The following is an 18,025-nucleotide window of genomic DNA, read 5'->3' as shown; positions in this document are numbered from 1 at the left end:
GAAGCGGGTGAAGAAGTCGAAGGGAAACACGGAGGAGACCTCCAGCGCCACACGGGCCGTTCCGCGGCGCGGCAGGGTCAGCACGATGCCCCGGCTCGACGCCCCGCGCGGAGGGACCACGCCGAAGAAGGCGCGGGGGGCCGCGCCCTCCCCCTCCTCCAGGCGCACCGCCGCCTCGATCATGTGGAGGGGAGCGGAGCGCGGGTTCTCGATGCGGATGGAGGCCTCGAAGGGAATGCCCGCGTAGATCTCGTCCGGCAATTCCAGCGCGGCCCGCGCCCCCATGACGTTGCGCCGTCCCGCGACGCCAGAGGCCAGCATGTACCCCAGGAGGAGGGCCGTCAGCAGGTACAGCAGGTTGTTTCCGCTGTTGACGGCCACCACGCCCAGCACGATCGTCAGGAGCGTGTAGACCGTCCCGGCGGTTCGCAACCGAATGATCGGAGAGCCGGTCCAGGGCCTGTTTTTCCCCGGACGGCGGCGCCCCCTGAAGGCGGAGAGCACGGACATCAGGGGATGGGCGTCTCGCTCAATATCTGGCTCAGAACGCCCGCGCCCGACGCCCCCTTCCGGGGCTGAAGACGATGGGCCCAGGTTTCGAGGGCCAGGAAGCGAACGTCCTCCGGGATGGCGTAGTCCCGTCCTTCCAGCCAGGCCAGCGTGCGGGCCACCCGCAGGATCATCATCCCGCCCCGCGGGGAAATCCCGCCCTCCAGAAGGGGGTGCGTCCTCGTCCGCTGCTCCAGGTCCAGGACGTAGTCCAGGAGCCTGTCGTCCACGCGGATGCCGCGCTCGATCTGCCCCTGAAGCGCCACGATCTCGTCCGGCGTGAACAGGGGCTGAAAGGACGCGAAGTCGTTCTTCTGAGGGCCGAGGCGAAGGATCCGGCGCTCGTCCTCCCGGGACGGGTAGCCGATGGACGTCTTGATCATGAAGCGGTCCATCTGGGACTCCGGCAGGGGGAAGGTTCCCGCGTTCTCGACGGGGTTCTGCGTCGCGATGACGAAGAAGGGCCTGGGCAGGGCGTAGCTTCGCCCGTCCACGGTCACCTGCTCCTCCCCCATGGCCTCCAGAAGGGCGCTCTGGGTCTTGGGCGTCGCGCGGTTGATCTCGTCCACCAGCAGCAGGTGGTGAAACACCGGCCCCGCGTAGAACTGGAACTGACCGCTGTCCGCCCGGTAGACGCTCACGCCCGTGACGTCCGTGGGCAGGAGGTCGTTCGTACACTGCACGCGACCGAAGCTCAGGCCCAGCAGGCGCGAAGCCGCCAAGGCCAGCGTCGTCTTGCCGAGGCCGGGCATGTCCTCCAACAGGAGGTGTCCACCCGCAAACACGCAAACCAGAAGCCGAAGCAGCACGGCGTCCTTGCCGTGCAGGACGGGCGCAAGGCGATCCAGGGCCTCCCGCGCCCTGGGATTTTTGATCTCGATGGAATATCCGCTCAATGCAAGACCTCCTGAAGCTACGCCGGCTCGTCGCCGGGAAGCACCTTCGTCAGCAGCGGGTCGAGGGACAGGGACACGCGCTCCCCCTCGGCCCACACCCTCCTGGTGTCCGGGGCGTCGATCTGGACCAGCACGTCGCCCAGGTCCGTCTTCACCCAGGACTCCATGCTGTTGCCCAGGTAGACGTTGGCCGTCAAGACGCCGTCCTCCACGCCCGTTCCGGGCTCGCCGAGCGACAGCGACTCCGGGCGGGCCATCAGGAGTGCCCCGTCTCCGGCCCTCAGCGAGGGGTCCCATCGCGGGGCCTCGAAGGTGTGCCCCTTCACCTCGACGACGCAGGCGGTCCCCGAAACGCCCAGCACTCTGCAGGGGAAGAAGGTCGCCCTGCCCACGAAGCCCGCCACGAAGGAGTTCGCCGGGTCGCGGTAGATCTCGCTCGGCGTACCCACCTGCACAATTCGACCGTTCCTCATGACGATGATGCGGTCCGAGAGGCTCATGGCCTCGACGCGGTCGTGCGTCACGTACATGGCCGTGATGCCGAGGGACTTCTGCAGCCGGCGGATCTCGACGCGCATCTGCTCGCGCAGGACGGCGTCCAGGTTCGAGAGCGGCTCGTCCAGCAGGAGCACCGACGGCTCCACGATGAGGGCCCGCGCCAGGGCCACGCGCTGCTGCTGTCCGCCCGACAGGCGGGACGGGGACCGCTTCGACAGCGCTCCGAGGCCCACCATGTCCAGGAAGCGCGCCACCTTCTTCGCCGCCTCCGCGCGGGGGACCCTGCGGAGCTTCAGGCCATAGGCCACGTTGTCGAAGACGCTCATGTGGGGGAACAGGCCGTAGCTCTGGAACACCATCGCCGTATCCCGTCCGTTGGCCGGCACGTCCGTGACGTCCGCCTCCCCGATCAGGATGCGCCCCGACGTGGGCTGCTCAAACCCGGAGAGAATCCGCAGCACCGTAGTCTTGCCACACCCCGACGGCCCCAGGAGCGTGACGAGTTCCCCCGGCTCCAGGCGAAAGGACACGCTCTCCACGGCCCGGACGTCCTGCCCGGACTGAGGGTCGCGGAAGACCTTCGTGATCCCGTTGAGGGTGACGGACCTGGGGGTCTTCCTCCCCGCGTTGACTGTATCTGACATCGATCATTCCTCCAGCTTGGGTTCCCCCGTCCCCCGAAGGGGCCGGGGGATCAGACGACGTTCTTCAGCAGGTTCTCGTTGCGCCGCACCAGGAGGCGCATGATCCCAAAGGCCCCGAAGACGATGACGATGAGCACGGTGGACAGCACGCTGGCCAGGCCGAAGCGCAGGTTCTCCGAGAAGTTGTAGATCAGGATCGTCATGTGGTACCAGCGCGCGGAGATGAGGAAGATGACCGCGCTCACGGCCGTCATGGAGCGCACGAACGTGTAGGAGAGGCTCGACAGGAACGCGGGGCGCACCAGCGGCAGGACGATGGTGCGAAAGACCGTGGCGGAGTCCGCCCCCAGGTCCATGGCCGCCTCCTCGATGGAGGGGTCGATCTGCCGCAGCGAGGCGACCCCGCCCTCGATGCCCACGGGCAGCTCGCGCACCACGTAGTTGATGACGATGATGGCCGCCGTCCCCACCAGGACGAGGGGCGCCCGGTTGAACGCCAGGATGTAGCTGATGCCCACCAGCGTGCCCGGCAGGGCGAAGGGCGTCATGAGCAGGGCTTCCAGCAGCCGCTTGCCGCGGAAGCGCCGCCGCACGATGAGCAGCGCCGCGATCATGGCGATGACGCCCGCGATGGGCGTGGCGACGGCCGAGAGGGTCACGGTGTCGAACAGGGCATCCCGCGACCGGGTCAGGGCCTCTCGGATGTTCTCAAGGCTGAAGGTGTAGTCGATGCCCCAGTTCTTCACGAAGCAGCCCGCGACGATCGTCCCGTAGAGCAGGATCAAAAAGAGGATGATCAGGTAGATGACGCAGGCCAGGACGCGGCGCAGGCCGGGCGTCGCGAGTTCCGCGATGCGGCCCGACGGCTTCCCCGTGACGGTGACGTAGGACCGCTTCGCCACCCAGAAGCGCTGCGCCAAAAAGGCCGCAAGCGTCGGCAGGAGCAGGAGGAGCGACAGCGCCGCCCCGTGCCCCAGCCGGTTCATCCCCGTCACCTCGATGTAGGACTCGACGGACAGGACCTTGAGGTCCCCCGCCAGGAGCAGCGGGTTGGCGAAGTCCGCCAGCGAGGTGGTGAAGACCAGAAGCCACGCACTGAGCAGGCCCGGCGCGGCCAGGGGCAGCGTGATGGACGCAAAGGTCTTGAGCCGGCTGGCCGAGAGGTTCAGGGCCGCCTCCTCGAACGTGGAGTCGATGGCCTCCAGCACCCCGGAGAGCGTCAGGAACGCGATGGGGAACATGCACATCGTCTGGACCATCGTCAGCCCCGGAAGGCCGTAGATGGAAAAGCCCGTGAGGCCCAGCCAGCGCGTGATCAGGCCGTTGTTCCCCAGGAGCAGGATGATGGAGAGCGTGAGGGAGAAGGGGGGCGAGATCACGGGCAGGACGCCCATCATAGCGATGAACCTCTTGAACCGGACGTTGGTGCGCGTGCACGTGAACGCGAAGAGGAAGCCGATGAGGGTGGAGAGCGTCGCCGTGCAGCAGCCCAGCTTCAGGCTGCCCTTCAGGGCGTCGATGTAGCTGCTGTTGGTCAGGATCGTTCGCCAGATGCCGAGGGAGAAGCGCCCCTCCTCCAGGAAGGAGAGGCGCACCGCCTCGAAGAGGGGGTAGGCCACGAAGACCAGGGCCATCAGGAAGAGGCCGGCCAGGGCGAAGCCGACGACGGGGTCCCGGCTCATCATCACCTGCCAGACCACAACGGTGAAGAGCAGCAGGACCACTGCGAAGAGCATCCGGAGCATCCGGATAAAGCCCCGCTCCCCCTCCCTGCTGAAGGCGAAGATCAGCGCCCCCTGAACGTCGCCGGTCCGGGCGTCCACCGCCGGCGCGAAGAAGAGCGTCTGCTCCGTCCCCGCCAGGTCCCAGCCGTGTTCGCTGCGGTAGATTTCCTCGTAGGCGGCGTTGTCAAAGCCCTTCGCGAACTGGGGAGACGCGGCGGAGGCCCGGCACAGCTCCGCCAGGTCCGGGTCCCCCCGCACGGCGAAAGAGGCGCCGGGGGCCGGGAGCCCCTCCGTCAGCGCAACGCGATAGCTCTGCGAGCTGCCGGCCAGGCGGGCCAGCCACCCCTCGGCCTCATCCCCTCCGGGATACCCCAGGGAGACGGTCTGCACCGTGCGCCGCTGGCCGTCGTGGGAGACCTCCAGGAACCCCGTGAGGACGCTGTCGTACACCCACCAGCCCACCAGCGCGACGAAGGCCATCATCAGGGCGAAGTGGACCGCCCGCCTCTGCCTCATCTCCCAGGCCCCCGCATCCCGCGGGCCCCTACTTCTTCTCCGGGGCCATCGCGATCTCCCGGTTCCAACGCTCGATCAGGCGCTCCTTGTTGGCGGCGTCCCACTGGTCGTCCTTCAGCATCTTCATCTTGTCGAGCGAGAAGCCCGTCTCGGAGGGGGTGGCCAGGCTGGAGAGTGGGATGACGTACCAGCTGGCGATGACGTCCATGGCCTTCTGACCGAGGATCCAGTCGTAGAGCTTCTTGGCGTTCAAAGCGTCCGGGCCGCCCTTCAGGATGGACATGGAGGCCGTCTCCGCGCCCGTGCCGTCCGACGGGATCACGATCTCGATGGGGGCGCCCTCCTTCTGCAGCTTCACCTGGTCGTGGAGGTAGCCGATGGCGATGGGGATCTCGCCGATGGCGCAGCTCTTGCCGGGGGCGGAGCCGGAGCGGGTGAACTGCTCGACGGACGCGGAGAGCTTCTTGAAGTAGTCGAACGCCTTGTCCTCGTCGCCGTCGTAGATGCGGATGAGCGTGGTCAGCATGTTGTAGGCCGTGCCGGACGTAGCGGGGTGCGCCATGCGGACGCTCTTGGCGTACTCCGGCTTCAGGAGGTCCATCCAGGTCTTCGGCATGTCGAGCTTCAGCTCCTTCGCCCGCTCCGTGTTCATGCAGAAGGCGATGGGGCCGACGTAAAGGCCCGTCCAATAGTTCTCCGGGTCGCGGTAGTCCGCCGGGATGCTGTCCGCCACGCGGGAGCGGTAGGGCGCCGTCAGGCCGCGAAGCTTCGCCTCGATGTGCTGGGTGCCCACACCGCCGACCCAGATGGAGGCCTGGGGGTTGGCCTTCTCCGCCTCGATGCGGGCCACCGCCTCGCCGCCCGACAGGCGCACCCACTGCACCTTGATGCCGCTCTCCGCCTCAAAGGCGTCGAACAGCGCCTTGGCCAGCGGCTCCTCCATCGTCGTGTAGGCGTTGACGGCCTCGGCCGCCCACGCTCCACCCGCCACAACAGCCAGCATCGCGCACGCAAGGAAGAACGCGCACTTTCCAGACCTCATGAGAAAACCCTCCTTCAAAAACTCTAAAACTCTCTGTGTCAATCGTTTTGCCACGACGAATCGAACCCCAAACGAGCGCCGCGTTAAAATTATCTCATAACATGATAAAATGTCCAGAATCCTCGTTTCACTCGTGTTTCACCCGGCGCGTTTCCCCGACGCCGCAAGCCCTTGTCGAAGGGGGCGCGCCGAAGGCAAAAAAACGAAGCTGGGAAGGAGCTGCGGCACGATTATGGAAAAGAAGTTCAGGGTCGGGGTCCTCGGCGGGACCGGGATGGTCGGTCAGAGGTTCGTTCAGCTGCTCGCGGCGCACCCGTGGTTTGAGACGGCGGCCATCGCCGCCAGCCCGCAGAGCGCCGGTCGAACCTACGCGGAGGCCGTGGAGGGCCGCTGGCTCCTCGACGGCGCCGTGCCCGATTCCGCGCGGGACCTCGTGCTGCGGGACGTGAGCGACGTGGCGGGCATGGCCGATCGCGTGGACTTTCTGTTCAGCGCCGTCAACATGCCCTCGGACGAGCTCCGGAGGCTGGAGGAGGACTACGCCCGCGCCGAGACGCCCGTGGTGTCCAACAACAGCGCCCACCGCTGGACGCCGGACGTCCCGATGATCATCCCGGAGATCAACCCCACCCACGCAGAGGTCATCGAGGCCCAGAGGCGCAGGCTGGGCACGTCGTGCGGCTTCATCGCGGTGAAGCCCAACTGTTCGATCCAGAGCTACGTCCCGGCCCTCGCCGCCTGGCGCGACCTCGAGCCGCTGGAGGTCGTCGCGGCGACGTACCAGGCCATATCGGGGGCGGGAAAGAACTTCGACACGTGGCCCGAAATGCGCGGCAACGTCATCCCCTTCATCGAGGGCGAGGAGGAGAAAAGCGAGCGCGAGCCCCTGAAGGTGCTGGGGCGGCTGCGGGGCGGAGAGATCGTCCAGGCGGACGGGCCGCGCATCACCTGTCATTGCCTCCGCGTCCCCGTCCTCTACGGCCACACGGCCGCGGTCCTCGTGAGGTTCGGCAGGGAGCCCGCCTCCGTGGACGAGCTGATCGCGCTCCTGAGGGACTTTCGGGGCGTCCCCCAGGAGCTGGGCCTCCCCAGCGCTCCGAAGCAGTTCATCCACTACCTTGAGGCGGAGGACCGCCCCCAGCCGGCCCTCGACGCCCAGTGCGAGGGGGGCATGGCGATCTCCATCGGCCGCCTGCGGCGGGATCCCCTCTTCGGCTGGAAGTTCGTCGGCCTCTCCCACAACACGCTGCGCGGCGCGGCGGGGGGCGCCGTCCTCTGCGCGGAGCTCCTGGCGAGCCGCGGCTACCTCACGAAAAAATAGGGCATCCCCCAGACCGACACGCAAGATGGCGAGGCGAATCAGATGATCAACGTTGCGATCCTTGGCTTTGGAACGGTGGGCGGCGGCGTCGCCGAGCTGCTGGAGGCGAACCGGGACCGGGTGGCACAAGCGGCGGGCGACCGGGTGCGGGTCAAGCATATCCTCGTCCGGCGCGACCTTCCGGGTTCCCGCTACGCGGAGCTCATGACCCGCGACGTCGGGACGATCCTGAACGACCCGGAGGTGAGCGTGGTCTGCGAGGCCATGGGGGGGCTGGACCCAGCCCTCCCCTACGTCCGCTCCACCCTCGAGCACGGCAAGTCCGTCGCGACCTCCAACAAGGAGCTGATCGACGCCCACGGCCCGGAGCTGGCCGCCATCGCGCGGGCCCACGGCCTGAGCCTGCTCTTCGAGGGCAGCGTGGCCGGGGGCATCCCCATCCTGAGCACGATCCGGGACGCCTGCGCCCACGAGCGCTTCGACTCCGCCGTCGGGATCTTGAACGGGACCTGCAACTACGTCCTGACGAGGATGGAGCGCGAGGGGCTGTCCCTGGAGGAGGCGCTGCGCCAGGCCCAGGAGAACGGCTACGCGGAGCGGAACCCGGACGCGGACGTCCAGGGGCACGACACGGCCCGCAAGCTGGCCATCCTGGCGTCGCTCCTGTCGGGGACCCGCGTGAGCTCGGACCAGGTCCCCTGCGAGGGCATCATGGGGCTTGAGGCCGCCGACCTGCGCCTCGCCCGCGCGCTCCGCTGCTCGCTCAAACTCCTGGGCGTCTGCCGGCTGGCCCCCACAGGGCTCTCCCTCAGGACGGCCCCCTACCTCGTCCCTGCCGCCTCCCCGCTCTACGGGGTCAGCGACGTGTACAACGGCGTCCTGCTCCACGGCTCCACGCTCGGCGACCTGACGCTCTGCGGCCGGGGCGCGGGACGCTTCCCCACGGCCAGCGCCGTGGTGTCCGACGTGGTGCAGTGCGCGCGAAACCGGGGGCGGACCGTCGAGTGCGGGCTGACCGGCCGGGACGCGAAGCTCGCCGACGCCTCTGCAGCGGAGGTGCGGAACCTGATCCGCGTCGCGCCCTCCGAGGCGTCCCTGGCGCGGGAGGTCTTCGCCGGCGCGGAGGAGGTCGCCCTCGACGGCGATCCGCAGGACTCCGCCTTCGTCACGCGCCCCATGACGGAGCGCCGGTGCGGCGAGGCCCTTGCGAAGCTCTCGACGCTGCGAAGCCGCATCCGGCTTTTGGAGGCAGGCGCATGAAAAAGGTCGTCAAGTTCGGCGGCACGTCCCTGGCGGACTCGGCGCAGTTCAGGAAGGTTCGGGACATCGTTCTGGAGGACGAGGCGCGCACGATCGTCGTCCCCTCGGCGCCCGGCAGGCGCTCTGCCAACGACGTCAAGGTCACGGACCTGCTCTATCAATGCTACGGGCTCGCCGCGGCGGGGAAGGACTTCCGCAGGCCCCTCCAGGCGGTGCGGGACCGCTACGCCGAGATCGTTCAGGGGCTTGCGCTGTCCCTGCCGCTGGACGAGGAGTTCCGGAAGATAGAGGAGAACCTGACCAGCGCGCCGGAGAGGGACTACACGGCCTCCCGCGGCGAGTACCTGAACGGGCTCGTGCTGGCCGAGTACCTGGGCTTTGCCTTTATCGACGCCGCGGCGCTCTTCTTCTTCGACGATGCGGGAAACTTCGACGCCGCGCGCTCCCACGGCGTCCTGACCGCACGGCTCGATGAGGCGCCAAGGGCCGTCGTCCCCGGCTTCTACGGGACGGACCCGGCCGGGCGGGTGCGCACCTTCCCCCGCGGCGGCTCCGACATCACGGGGGCCATCATCGCGGGCGCCTGCGGGGCCTCCGTGTACGAGAACTGGACGGACGTCTCAGGCCTGTTGATGGCGGACCCACGCATCGTGAAGAATCCCAGGGTCATTCGGGACATCACCTACAGCGAGCTCAGGGAGCTTGCCTACATGGGAGCGACGGTCCTGCACGAGGACGCCATCCTGTTCGTTCGGAGGGCGGGCGTCCCCATCAACATACGGAACACCAACCAGCCGGAGGACCCCGGCACCTGGATCGTCGGACACACGGCCAAGCAATCGAGCCACACCATCACCGGCATCACGGGCAAGAAGGACTTCTGTTCCATCATCCTGGCGAAGGACCGCCTGCACTCCGACCCCGGCTTTCACAGCCGGGTCGTCAGGTGCTTCGAGGAGAGCGACGTCCCGCTGGAGCACCTCCCCTCGGGGATCGACACCATGACCGTGGTGGTCCACGCCTCCCACTTTCTGGATCGGGAGCAGGAGGTGCTGGCCCGCCTGGCCCGCGTCGCCAGGCCGGACACCCTGGACATCGAGCCGGGGCTGGCCCTGATCGCCGTCGTGGGGCGCGGCATGAAGTCCCGCAGCGGGACGGCCGCCAGGATATTCACGGCCCTCGCAAAAGTGCGCGTCAATGTGCGCATGATCGACCAGGGGGCCTCCGAGCTCAACGTGATCGTCGGGGTGCTGAACGAGGACTTCGAGCGGGCGATCCGCTCCATTTACGGCGCGTTCGTGGAGGAGGACCCGCCGGACTGAGGCCTCCGCCGCCTGAAGAAGGCGGGTGAAAACCCGCGTTGACGTTCGGCAAGGAGCACGACCAACATAGAGCCAGCGAGTCGGAGGCATGAGGCATACTTTGAAGAGAGGACCTCCCAGAGCCATACCCGACACTATCAAAAAGTCTCGTGATAGCGTAATGAAACAGCTCGATGATCCTGTTTCATTACGCTTAACCCTCATCCGCTATATGTCGTTTGTCTCATTCAGCAGGGGAAGGGGCTGAATCGAATGGGTTTCAGTTTTCAGCGTTCCTTCCATCAATTCGATGTACTGCTTCATGGTTAAGGTGGGACGAAATTCATTGATAATCTTCCGAGCACGTTCCGACTGATTACGCAAAAGCTTCCACGCAGTTAACGCAAAAATTTTAGCGGGGACCACATATGCTTCGTAGGGATCATCCACGAAAACATCGGGACTGTGAAAGACACCTCGAAAACCTCCTGTGTTAAATTGCAGAAGTGGCATAAGACAACTGACGTCCCCATAATCCCCCGAACTTGTGGAGTGAAACTCAGGGCCAGTACAAGTTACAGGCGTATCCCCGCAGACCTCCGCCAGCGCCTCGCCAACAACACTGGCGTCTTTAACGGGAACAATTGGCAGGTTCCCTGGAAGCGTTGTAATGGTCAGGCCACACCCTGCAGCGATAGCGCCCCCCCTCATAGATCGATCGACCTTCCTGGCCGCATCGAGATAAGCCTCTATGGTCTTACCTCTGACGGAGTATTCCAAACGGACGTCATCAGCGATGATATTTGCTGCAGTCCCTCCCTTGGTCAAGACACCATGCACCCGGATGGTGTCCTGATCGCGGAAACTCTCCCTCTGAATATTAACGGCGTGCATGGCAATCTCCGCAGCATTCATCGCATCAATGCCGTTTTCCGGCGCGCCGGCAGCGTGGGCAGCACGTCCATGAAATTGTATAATTTTCGTTAGAAATCCGTTACAGGATCGATTGGCAATGAGATATTTTTTCACAGTTCCGGCATGGTGTCCCACAACCAGAGAGATATCGTTAAGAGCCCCGATGCGCAGCAGTTCACATTTTCCACATCCATAACGAATCATGCCCTTTTCGCGCATTTCGTTACGTTTCTCAACCTCTACGTATTCCTCTGCCGGAACGCCGAAAAAGGCTACATCACCACAAAGGCCAGCGCGAACATCAGGTGCACTGAGAGCAATAGCGGCGCCAAACACACCGGTGAGTTGAGCGTTGTGACCGCAACAGTGTGCGGCTCCGGTCTCTGGATTGGCAGCGGCAGAGGCCGGTATCGGCAGTGCGTCAAGTTCTCCCATCAAACAGATAGTTGGCCCGTCAAAAAAACCATGAAGGTAGCTTTTAACACCTGTGACGGCCAGGTGCTCCTGCGTCTCCAGTCCCAGCGCCCTCATTTTTTCTGCAAACTTGCCCGCCGTCCGATGTTCCTGAAAGCCCAGTTCAGCATGGCGCCAGAGGTCATCTCCAAAAGAAATAAGTTCATCGCTATGGCCATCGATAATCTCACAAATCCTTTTTTCTATTTCTTCCATGTTTACCCCTCCTAAAAGACGCCTGATAAATATGCTGAAAATTTCGGATAATGCCTGAATTAGGTTCAGGTGGATCGAACACAATTCAACGACTGAACATCCTCCAAAGGTAAATACAGATAAGGCCTAGGAGGATAATCCACAAAGCAAAGTCTAAAATGCTGTTTTTGCCAACCAATGAGACACCATATAGCGTCACTTCCATGCCCCTCCCTCGCCAATAATCACTCCAGCGTGCTCGTCTCAGCAGTCCCCCTTACGCTTTTATGTGTAATAATACGTCCATTGGGATAAAATGAGCAACTAGATATATAACTTTAATATATAGCTTCTAATCCATCTGGGTTATATCACGCAATAAATAATTGCTCAACATCGAGACGAAGTTTTTGGCCACTTGGGAAATGGACGTACTCTCGTCAATCAGCCAACCTATTTCGGAGTAGATGGTGCAGTTCTCAAGCGGAAGGAAACGCCAGCGACGATTATGCTTCGTCTCATACGGCCCTGCACCGGATTCAAGATTTCGTGAATCCAGAACGTAGCCATTCGTTACATCCAGGAGTTCGTACATCGTAGCGCGGGAATCCACGATAAAGCGATTGCGTGGCACCGGGAGTCCAAGTCTTGACAGGATGTCAGCATAGGGACCGTTATGCAGACTCTCGTGAAGAATCATGGGGTAATTCCTCAGAAGATCTGGCGTGATGTTCTGCCCCTCATAACCATAAAGAGGATTATTCTCACTTATATTTACGCCAATTTGAAGCATAGCGATGGGGCGGTAGAGCAAACTCATTGTAGAAAACTGCTCAAGGTTGTTATTGCGATAACAACTCCACAAACGAACGACACCAAGATCGGCCGAGTTGTTATGAATCATCTCAAGCATATTTCCGCCATAGTCTTCCAAAATAGCGAGGTTGATGCCGCTTGAGCGATAGCGGCGTTCCAGCGCAGCGATGATGTCACTGATGTAGAAAAAGCCGTTGCTGATTACAGTAAATGTCAAAGGAGCCGTGCTTCCGTTTGCATTGCGCATGGCGTAGAGTTGCATGAGTTGTCTGTTGATGGGGGTGATATAAGCGATAAACAATTTCCCAAATGAAGTCAAGGTAACCCCCTTGGAAGTCCTGTTGAATATCTTGTTGTTAAACTCATCCTCAACGCTCATGATGGCGTTGGAAAGCGCAGACTGAGATATAAAAAGGTTTCTTGCTGCCATGTTTATCGAGCCCGCTTGCGCCGTTTCAATAATGTACCGAATCTGGTTGTTTGTCATAAATTCCGCCCCCCATTACAACTTGGACATATTAAGAACATCTATAAACCATATTACCACATCCACAACGGCATGTGCTACTATGATGACATCTTGCAGGATATGCTAATTTATGTCAGCTGACGAAAATCAAAGGGGGCGTGTAAAATGACGAATTCTATAGTCACACGTATTGCAGGGAATTGTCAGAAAAGACTTATGCAAAGATTAGCTGTGTGTGCAACGGCTGTTCTGTCCATCTTCTACTTCCATCCCCACGTCTGTACCGCAGCTGAGGATACCATTGTTGTGGCTTTGACCAACGAACCCAATTCTTTAACATCCTGTGAACACGACTCTCTGATGGGGGTGCAGATGAACCTTCTTACGTACAATGGGTTAACCCGTATCGACATGAAAACGCTTCAGCCTGTATGCGATTTGGCTCAAAGTTATACACAGGAAAGTGATACGGTCTGGGTTTTTAAATTGAGGGAAGGTGTGCTTTTCCACAATGGGGATAAAATGACCGCGGATGACGTTATGGCTACAATCCAGTACGCCAAGAAGTTTCCCAACAGCAAGAACTACACAGCTTCCATGCAGAAGATCGAGGCTGTTGATCCGCTCACGGTAAGAATTACAACTTTTGCCCCCAATCCCAACCTCCTCAACGACCTAGCGTACCACTTCAACTTTATCCTGCCCAAGTCGTTGATTGACTCAGGGAATGATTTCAACGTAAATCCTGTGGGAACTGGTCCTTACAAATTCACAAGATGGAACAAGGGAAATTCCATCGCCTTCGAGGCCTTTGACGAGTACTTCGACGCTGAAAGAAGGGCCTCCATCAAGACGTTGCGCTTCGTCATGATTCCTGAGGGCACGACGCGCACGATGTCCCTTGAGTCGGGCGAGGTCGATTTCGTCTATGACATTGCACCCAACGACATCGCGCGCTTGCTCGCGACGGATGGTATTGCTGTGGCTAACGTAACGAGTGTCGAAAATTTCTTTCTGCATCTCAATTGCGTCTCCACACCCTTTAAGGACGTCAATTTAAGGAAGGCCATCGCCTATGCCATCAATCGTGAGGAAATCATCGCCGGCGCTCTCAGCGGTCACGGTACGCCAAGTTATTCCTGCGTCTCCATGGGCTACAAGGAATCCTCCCTGGAGAACGCTTACAGCTTCAATCTGAATAAGGCTAAGGAATATATGGGCGCCTGGGGCGGCGATCCTGCTTCCGTAACGCTTGACGTCATCTGCAGCAATGAGACGAAAAAGGCGATTGCCACCATCATGCAGGATGAACTCTCGCAGATAGGCATCAAGGTCACCGTAAACGAGATGGATGCAGCCTCCTACCAAGCTGCAATGACGACGTTGAACTTAACTGCGGCAATCGTATCCTGGTCACCGTCCAATGCCATGACGTACATTCAACGTTTTCAGACCTCTCGTCGCGATGCCGTTCCAAGCAGTTTCGCCGATCCTAAAACAGACGAGGTCCTGTCAAAAATCAACGTATGCATGGACGAAAAGAAGCGGACAGCGATGATCCACGATGCTATCGGCCTCATCAATGACATGTGTCCGTTTGTTCCAATTTATCAGGTCGATTACTTCCGAGCGCACAACGCCAATTTGAAGAACGTCGTATGCAGTGCTACGGGATACGTAGATTTCAGCGTCATGTCCTGGTAGTCCTGTCTCGTAGAACGGGCGCGATTTTCGCCTGCTATGGTGAAAAGCCTCAGCTGCCGCTTGAGCCGAGGCTTTTCCCTCAAAAATGGCTGCAGCACGGAGGGAGCACTACGATGGGGCAATACGTTCTTAAACGAATGATCTGTATGGTTCCTGTGGTTCTTGGCGTGACGCTGCTGGTTTTCCTCATCATGCACCTTGCCCCTGGGAATCCCGCTCATTTGATTCTTGGAGAAAATGCGTCACAGGAACAAATTGTTCAGCTTGAGGAGCAAATGGGCTTGAATAAACCTCTGACGATACAATATTTCAATTACCTCACAAAGCTTCTTCGTGGCGATTTGGGCATCTCATACGCCAATGGAACATCGGTAACAAGCGAGATCATGGCGCGATTCCCCTATACGTTGGCTCTAACGCTTGTAGCGGCAATCACGTCCTTGATCCTGGCCTTGCCGCTGGGAATATTGGCCGCTGTCAAACAGAATACATGGGTTGACAACACAAGCATGATTGTCTCCTTGATTGGCATATCGATGCCAATTTTCTGGCTGGCACTGATGTTGATTCTGCTCTTTTCGCTAAAACTCGGATGGTTCCCCGTGTATGGGGCCAACTCCTGGCGGAGTATTGTCCTGCCGGCAATCTCTCTTGGTTTTATGAACATGGCCTCCATTTCCAGGACAACTCGTTCTTCCATGGTGGAGACACTTCGTCAGGATTATATCCGCACGGCCTACGCCAAAGGCCTTTCAAATCGCACCATCGTTATGCGCCATGCATTCCGGAACGGTATGCTTCCTACAATTACGGTTATCGGCCTGCAAATAGGCGAAATGTTGGGTGGATCTGTACTTACCGAGACCGTCTTCGCATGGCCCGGCGTGGGCCGATTGATGATTCAGTCAATCAGCGCAAGGGACACGCCGATGGTCATGGGGTGTATCGTCCTGATGACGGTCTGCTTCTCCTTTGTCAATTTGACCGTTGATCTGATCTATGGCGCTGTCGATCCCAGGGTTCGGACGATGTATCGATAGGAGGCACTGTTATGAGGAGCGTTCACGAAAAAATTACAGAGGAAGATCAGGCGCCGCTTCCTCCTCGGAATAGCCTTGCCAAGGACGCCTTTTTGCGGTTATGTCAGAACAGGGCGGCCCTTGCAGGACTTATTTTCCTGGTTTTTCTGACTTTAACAGCCGTCTTTGCCGACACTCTCTTTGATTACCAGGCCACATGCGTAAAACAGAATATTCTCGCCAGGCTTCAGTGGCCATCTCTGCAGCATTGGTTCGGGACTGATGAATATGGGAGGGATTTTTTGGCTCGCATCGTGCATGGCAGCAGAGTCTCTCTTTCGATAAGCTTTATCGCTGTCGCTTTCGGCCTTCTGCTTGGAGGACTCCTTGGCGCTGTTGCCGGTTACTTTGGCAGAACGATTGATAATCTCATCATGCGTCTCTGTGATGTTTTCCTGGCAGTCCCCATGATGTTAATGGCTATCGTCATCGTGGCGGCGCTGGGCGCCAGTATCAGAAACCTCGTTATTGCACTCGCGGTCGCCTCGGTGCCAACCTTCGCGCGTATTGTGCGCAGCGCTGTTTTGACCGTGCGTGATATGGATTATGTCGAGGCGGCGCGCGCCGTTGGAGTCAAAACGCGGCGCATGCTCCTTCGCCATATTCTGCCGAATTGCATTGGCCCCATTATCGTTCAAACGACGTTGCGAGTTGCAGCAACGATTTCCAACACAGCTGCCTTAAGTTTCTTGGGACTTGGCGTCGCCGTTCCCCGCCCGGAGTGGGGGGCGCTCCTCGCCAGCGGAAGGAATTTCATACGTGATAACAGCTATCTTGCCTGCATTCCTGGAATCTGCATTATGTTAACAATTCTTGCCATGAATCTGTTGGGCGACGGGCTGCGCGATGCACTTGATCCGAGAATGAAATAGAGGAGGGACACAATGCGAGAGGACAAGTCTGAATACGCATTGGAAATTCAGGACCTTACGGTAGAATATCGCACTCGTGGGCAGACTGTATATGCCGTGAATGGCTTGAATTTGAAGGTGCGCCATAGACAAACGCTGGGGTTCGTCGGGGAAACTGGAGCAGGCAAAACGACGACAGGATTATCCATCCTGAATCTTTTGCCACAGCCTGCTGGTCATATCACGCACGGAAATATCTTTCTTCATGGCAAAAACGTCCTTGAGATGAGTGAGACGCAGCTTCAGGAGATGCGTGGAAAGGAGGTCTCCATGATCTTCCAGGATCCTATGACCTCTTTGAATCCTGTGCTCCGCGTCAATCTTCAAATTGCAGAGGTGATCGAAAAGCACGAGCACATCTCTTCAGAACGAGCCTTTCAACGAGCTGGCGATATGTTGGAGCTGGTCGGCATCCCACGGGAGCGCGGTGATGAGTATCCACACCAGTTTTCCGGAGGAATGCGTCAACGGGTGGTCATTGCCATGGCGCTCGCCTGTGACCCTGAACTCCTTATCGCAGATGAACCTACAACAGCACTGGACGTTACCATTCAGGCTCAGATCCTGGAGCTGATGAAAAAACTGCGCGACCACAACAACACTTCCATGCTGATGATCACCCATGACCTGGGCATTGTAGCCGAGATATGCGACTGCGTATCCATAGTCTATGCCGGACGAATTGTGGAGTATGGAGCTTTGGCCGATATTTTTGATCATACAATGCACCCATACACCAAGGGATTATTCGATTCCCTTCCGGACATGACGAATCGACAGGCAAAGTTAAAGCCTATAAGGGGATTGATGCCGGACCCCAGCAAACTCCCCAAAGGTTGTTCGTTCGCTGACCGATGTGATTACGCAATGAAACAATGTTATACCGAAGCACCATTAACGTTCTATCGTACGGAAGAGCATTACGTGAGCTGTCACCTCTACAATGCTGAAAATGTTTTGAAGGGCAGTGTGCTGTGATATGAGTAGAAAACTCGTTAAAGCAGAACGTCTGAAGAAATACTTCCCGAGTTCGCGCGGCACGGTTCATGCAGTTGATGACGTCTCCTTCACCATTGGGGTGGGCGAGACATTGGGCGTGGTTGGAGAATCCGGTTGTGGAAAGTCTACACTGGGGCGTACGCTTATTCGTCTTCAGGACCCAACCGCAGGGACGATCTATTTTGACGGAGAGGATATTACGACACTGGATGATAGACAGCTGTGGGGAAAACGGCGAGAGATGCAGATGATCTTTCAGGATCCCTTCTCCTCTCTGAACCCTCGCATGACGATAAGCCAGACGATTGAAGAACCTCTCGTCCTTTACAATATCTGCCACGGTCGCATGGAGAGGCAAAAGATGGTGACTGAATTAATGGACACGGTGGGATTGGCTCGACGACTTTACAACGCGTATCCCCACGAGCTTGACGGCGGACGCCGTCAGCGAATTGGTATAGCCCGTTCTCTAGCCCTAAGTCCGAAACTTATCGTCTGTGACGAACCGGTATCCGCCTTGGACGTCTCCATCCAGGCGCAAATTTTGAACCTGATGCAGGAACTCCAGGAACAGTTTCACTTGACCTACATGTTTATAACCCATGACCTCAGCGTTGTGCATCACATCTCAAACGACATCATGGTTATGTACCTCGGACAAACCGTTGAGAAGGCTCCGGCAGAAATACTGTTCAAAAACCCAAGGCATCCCTATACTAAGGCTCTGCTCTCT

At 59.5% G+C, this 18,025-nt stretch carries 15 protein-coding genes; 8 read left to right on the top strand and 7 right to left on the bottom strand.

The features are described from left to right. The 5 genes from SY1_RS12075 to SY1_RS12055 all read right to left on the bottom strand — a co-directional run. Positions 1–432: hypothetical protein (locus SY1_RS12075; RefSeq protein WP_208873897.1), on the bottom strand; the 432-nt coding region annotated here is incomplete at its 3' end. Between the two features lie 77 nt (positions 433–509). After that, positions 510–1,445, bottom strand: a complete 936-nt coding sequence (locus tag SY1_RS12070) for an AAA family ATPase (protein ID WP_208873896.1) — start codon at positions 1,443–1,445, stop codon at positions 510–512. Positions 1,446–1,462: 17 nt separating this feature from the next. Then, positions 1,463–2,587 (bottom strand): ABC transporter ATP-binding protein, encoded by a 1,125-nt coding sequence (locus SY1_RS12065; RefSeq protein WP_015557194.1) that lies wholly within the window; start codon positions 2,585–2,587, stop codon positions 1,463–1,465. A gap of 50 nt (positions 2,588–2,637) precedes the next feature. Then, complete coding sequence (locus tag SY1_RS12060) at positions 2,638–4,827, bottom strand: ABC transporter permease (RefSeq protein WP_015557193.1); 2,190 nt, start codon at positions 4,825–4,827, stop codon at positions 2,638–2,640. Positions 4,828–4,855: 28 nt separating this feature from the next. Beyond that, entirely contained in the window at positions 4,856–5,869 is a 1,014-nt protein-coding gene (locus tag SY1_RS12055; protein WP_015557192.1) for an ABC transporter substrate-binding protein, read from the bottom strand. Between the two features lie 232 nt (positions 5,870–6,101). On the opposite strand from SY1_RS12055, the gene asd reads away from it, so the two are divergent. The 3 genes from asd to SY1_RS12040 are packed head-to-tail and all read left to right on the top strand — an operon-like array spanning position 6,102 to position 9,772. Next, entirely contained in the window at positions 6,102–7,190 is a 1,089-nt protein-coding gene (asd, locus tag SY1_RS12050; RefSeq protein WP_015557191.1) for an aspartate-semialdehyde dehydrogenase, read from the top strand. Positions 7,191–7,232: 42 nt separating this feature from the next. Continuing rightward, a complete protein-coding gene (locus SY1_RS12045) occupies positions 7,233–8,450 on the top strand; it encodes a homoserine dehydrogenase (RefSeq protein WP_015557190.1) in 1,218 nt (405 codons plus the stop codon). Then, on the top strand, positions 8,447–9,772 hold the full coding sequence (locus tag SY1_RS12040; protein ID WP_015557189.1) for an aspartate kinase: 1,326 nt from the start codon (positions 8,447–8,449) through the stop codon (positions 9,770–9,772). Before SY1_RS12045 ends, SY1_RS12040 begins: the two co-directional genes overlap by 4 nt. A gap of 207 nt (positions 9,773–9,979) precedes the next feature. Here SY1_RS12040 and SY1_RS12035 read toward each other — a convergent pair whose 3' ends face one another. Both SY1_RS12035 and SY1_RS12030 read right to left on the bottom strand, forming a co-directional pair. Then, entirely contained in the window at positions 9,980–11,335 is a 1,356-nt protein-coding gene (locus SY1_RS12035; RefSeq protein ID WP_208873895.1) for an amidohydrolase, read from the bottom strand. 331 nt (positions 11,336–11,666) lie between these two features. Then, entirely contained in the window at positions 11,667–12,617 is a 951-nt protein-coding gene (locus tag SY1_RS12030; RefSeq protein ID WP_015557186.1) for a LysR family transcriptional regulator, read from the bottom strand. A 354-nt stretch (positions 12,618–12,971) separates the two neighbouring features. On the opposite strand from SY1_RS12030, the gene SY1_RS12025 reads away from it, so the two are divergent. The 5 genes from SY1_RS12025 to SY1_RS12005 form a co-directional block, all read left to right on the top strand. Further along, on the top strand, positions 12,972–14,303 hold the full coding sequence (locus tag SY1_RS12025) for an ABC transporter substrate-binding protein (RefSeq protein ID WP_208873894.1): 1,332 nt from the start codon (positions 12,972–12,974) through the stop codon (positions 14,301–14,303). Between the two features lie 113 nt (positions 14,304–14,416). Further along, the gene (locus SY1_RS12020; protein ID WP_015557184.1) at positions 14,417–15,343 is read left to right on the top strand and encodes an ABC transporter permease; all 927 of its coding nucleotides are present in this window, start codon (positions 14,417–14,419) and stop codon (positions 15,341–15,343) included. Positions 15,344–15,354: 11 nt separating this feature from the next. Then, positions 15,355–16,254, top strand: coding sequence for an ABC transporter permease (locus tag SY1_RS12015; RefSeq protein WP_015557183.1), 900 nt, complete (start codon positions 15,355–15,357; stop codon positions 16,252–16,254). A 12-nt stretch (positions 16,255–16,266) separates the two neighbouring features. Next, a complete protein-coding gene (locus SY1_RS12010) occupies positions 16,267–17,271 on the top strand; it encodes an ABC transporter ATP-binding protein (RefSeq protein ID WP_015557182.1) in 1,005 nt (334 codons plus the stop codon). A gap of 1 nt (position 17,272) precedes the next feature. After that, a partial coding sequence (locus SY1_RS12005) for an ABC transporter ATP-binding protein (protein WP_208873893.1) occupies positions 17,273–18,025 on the top strand: 753 nt, incomplete at its 3' end.

Source organism: Fretibacterium fastidiosum (assembly GCF_000210715.1).
Classification (GTDB): Bacteria; Synergistota; Synergistia; order Synergistales; family Aminobacteriaceae; genus Fretibacterium; species Fretibacterium fastidiosum.
This window is presented reverse-complemented; position numbering and strand designations above follow the sequence as displayed.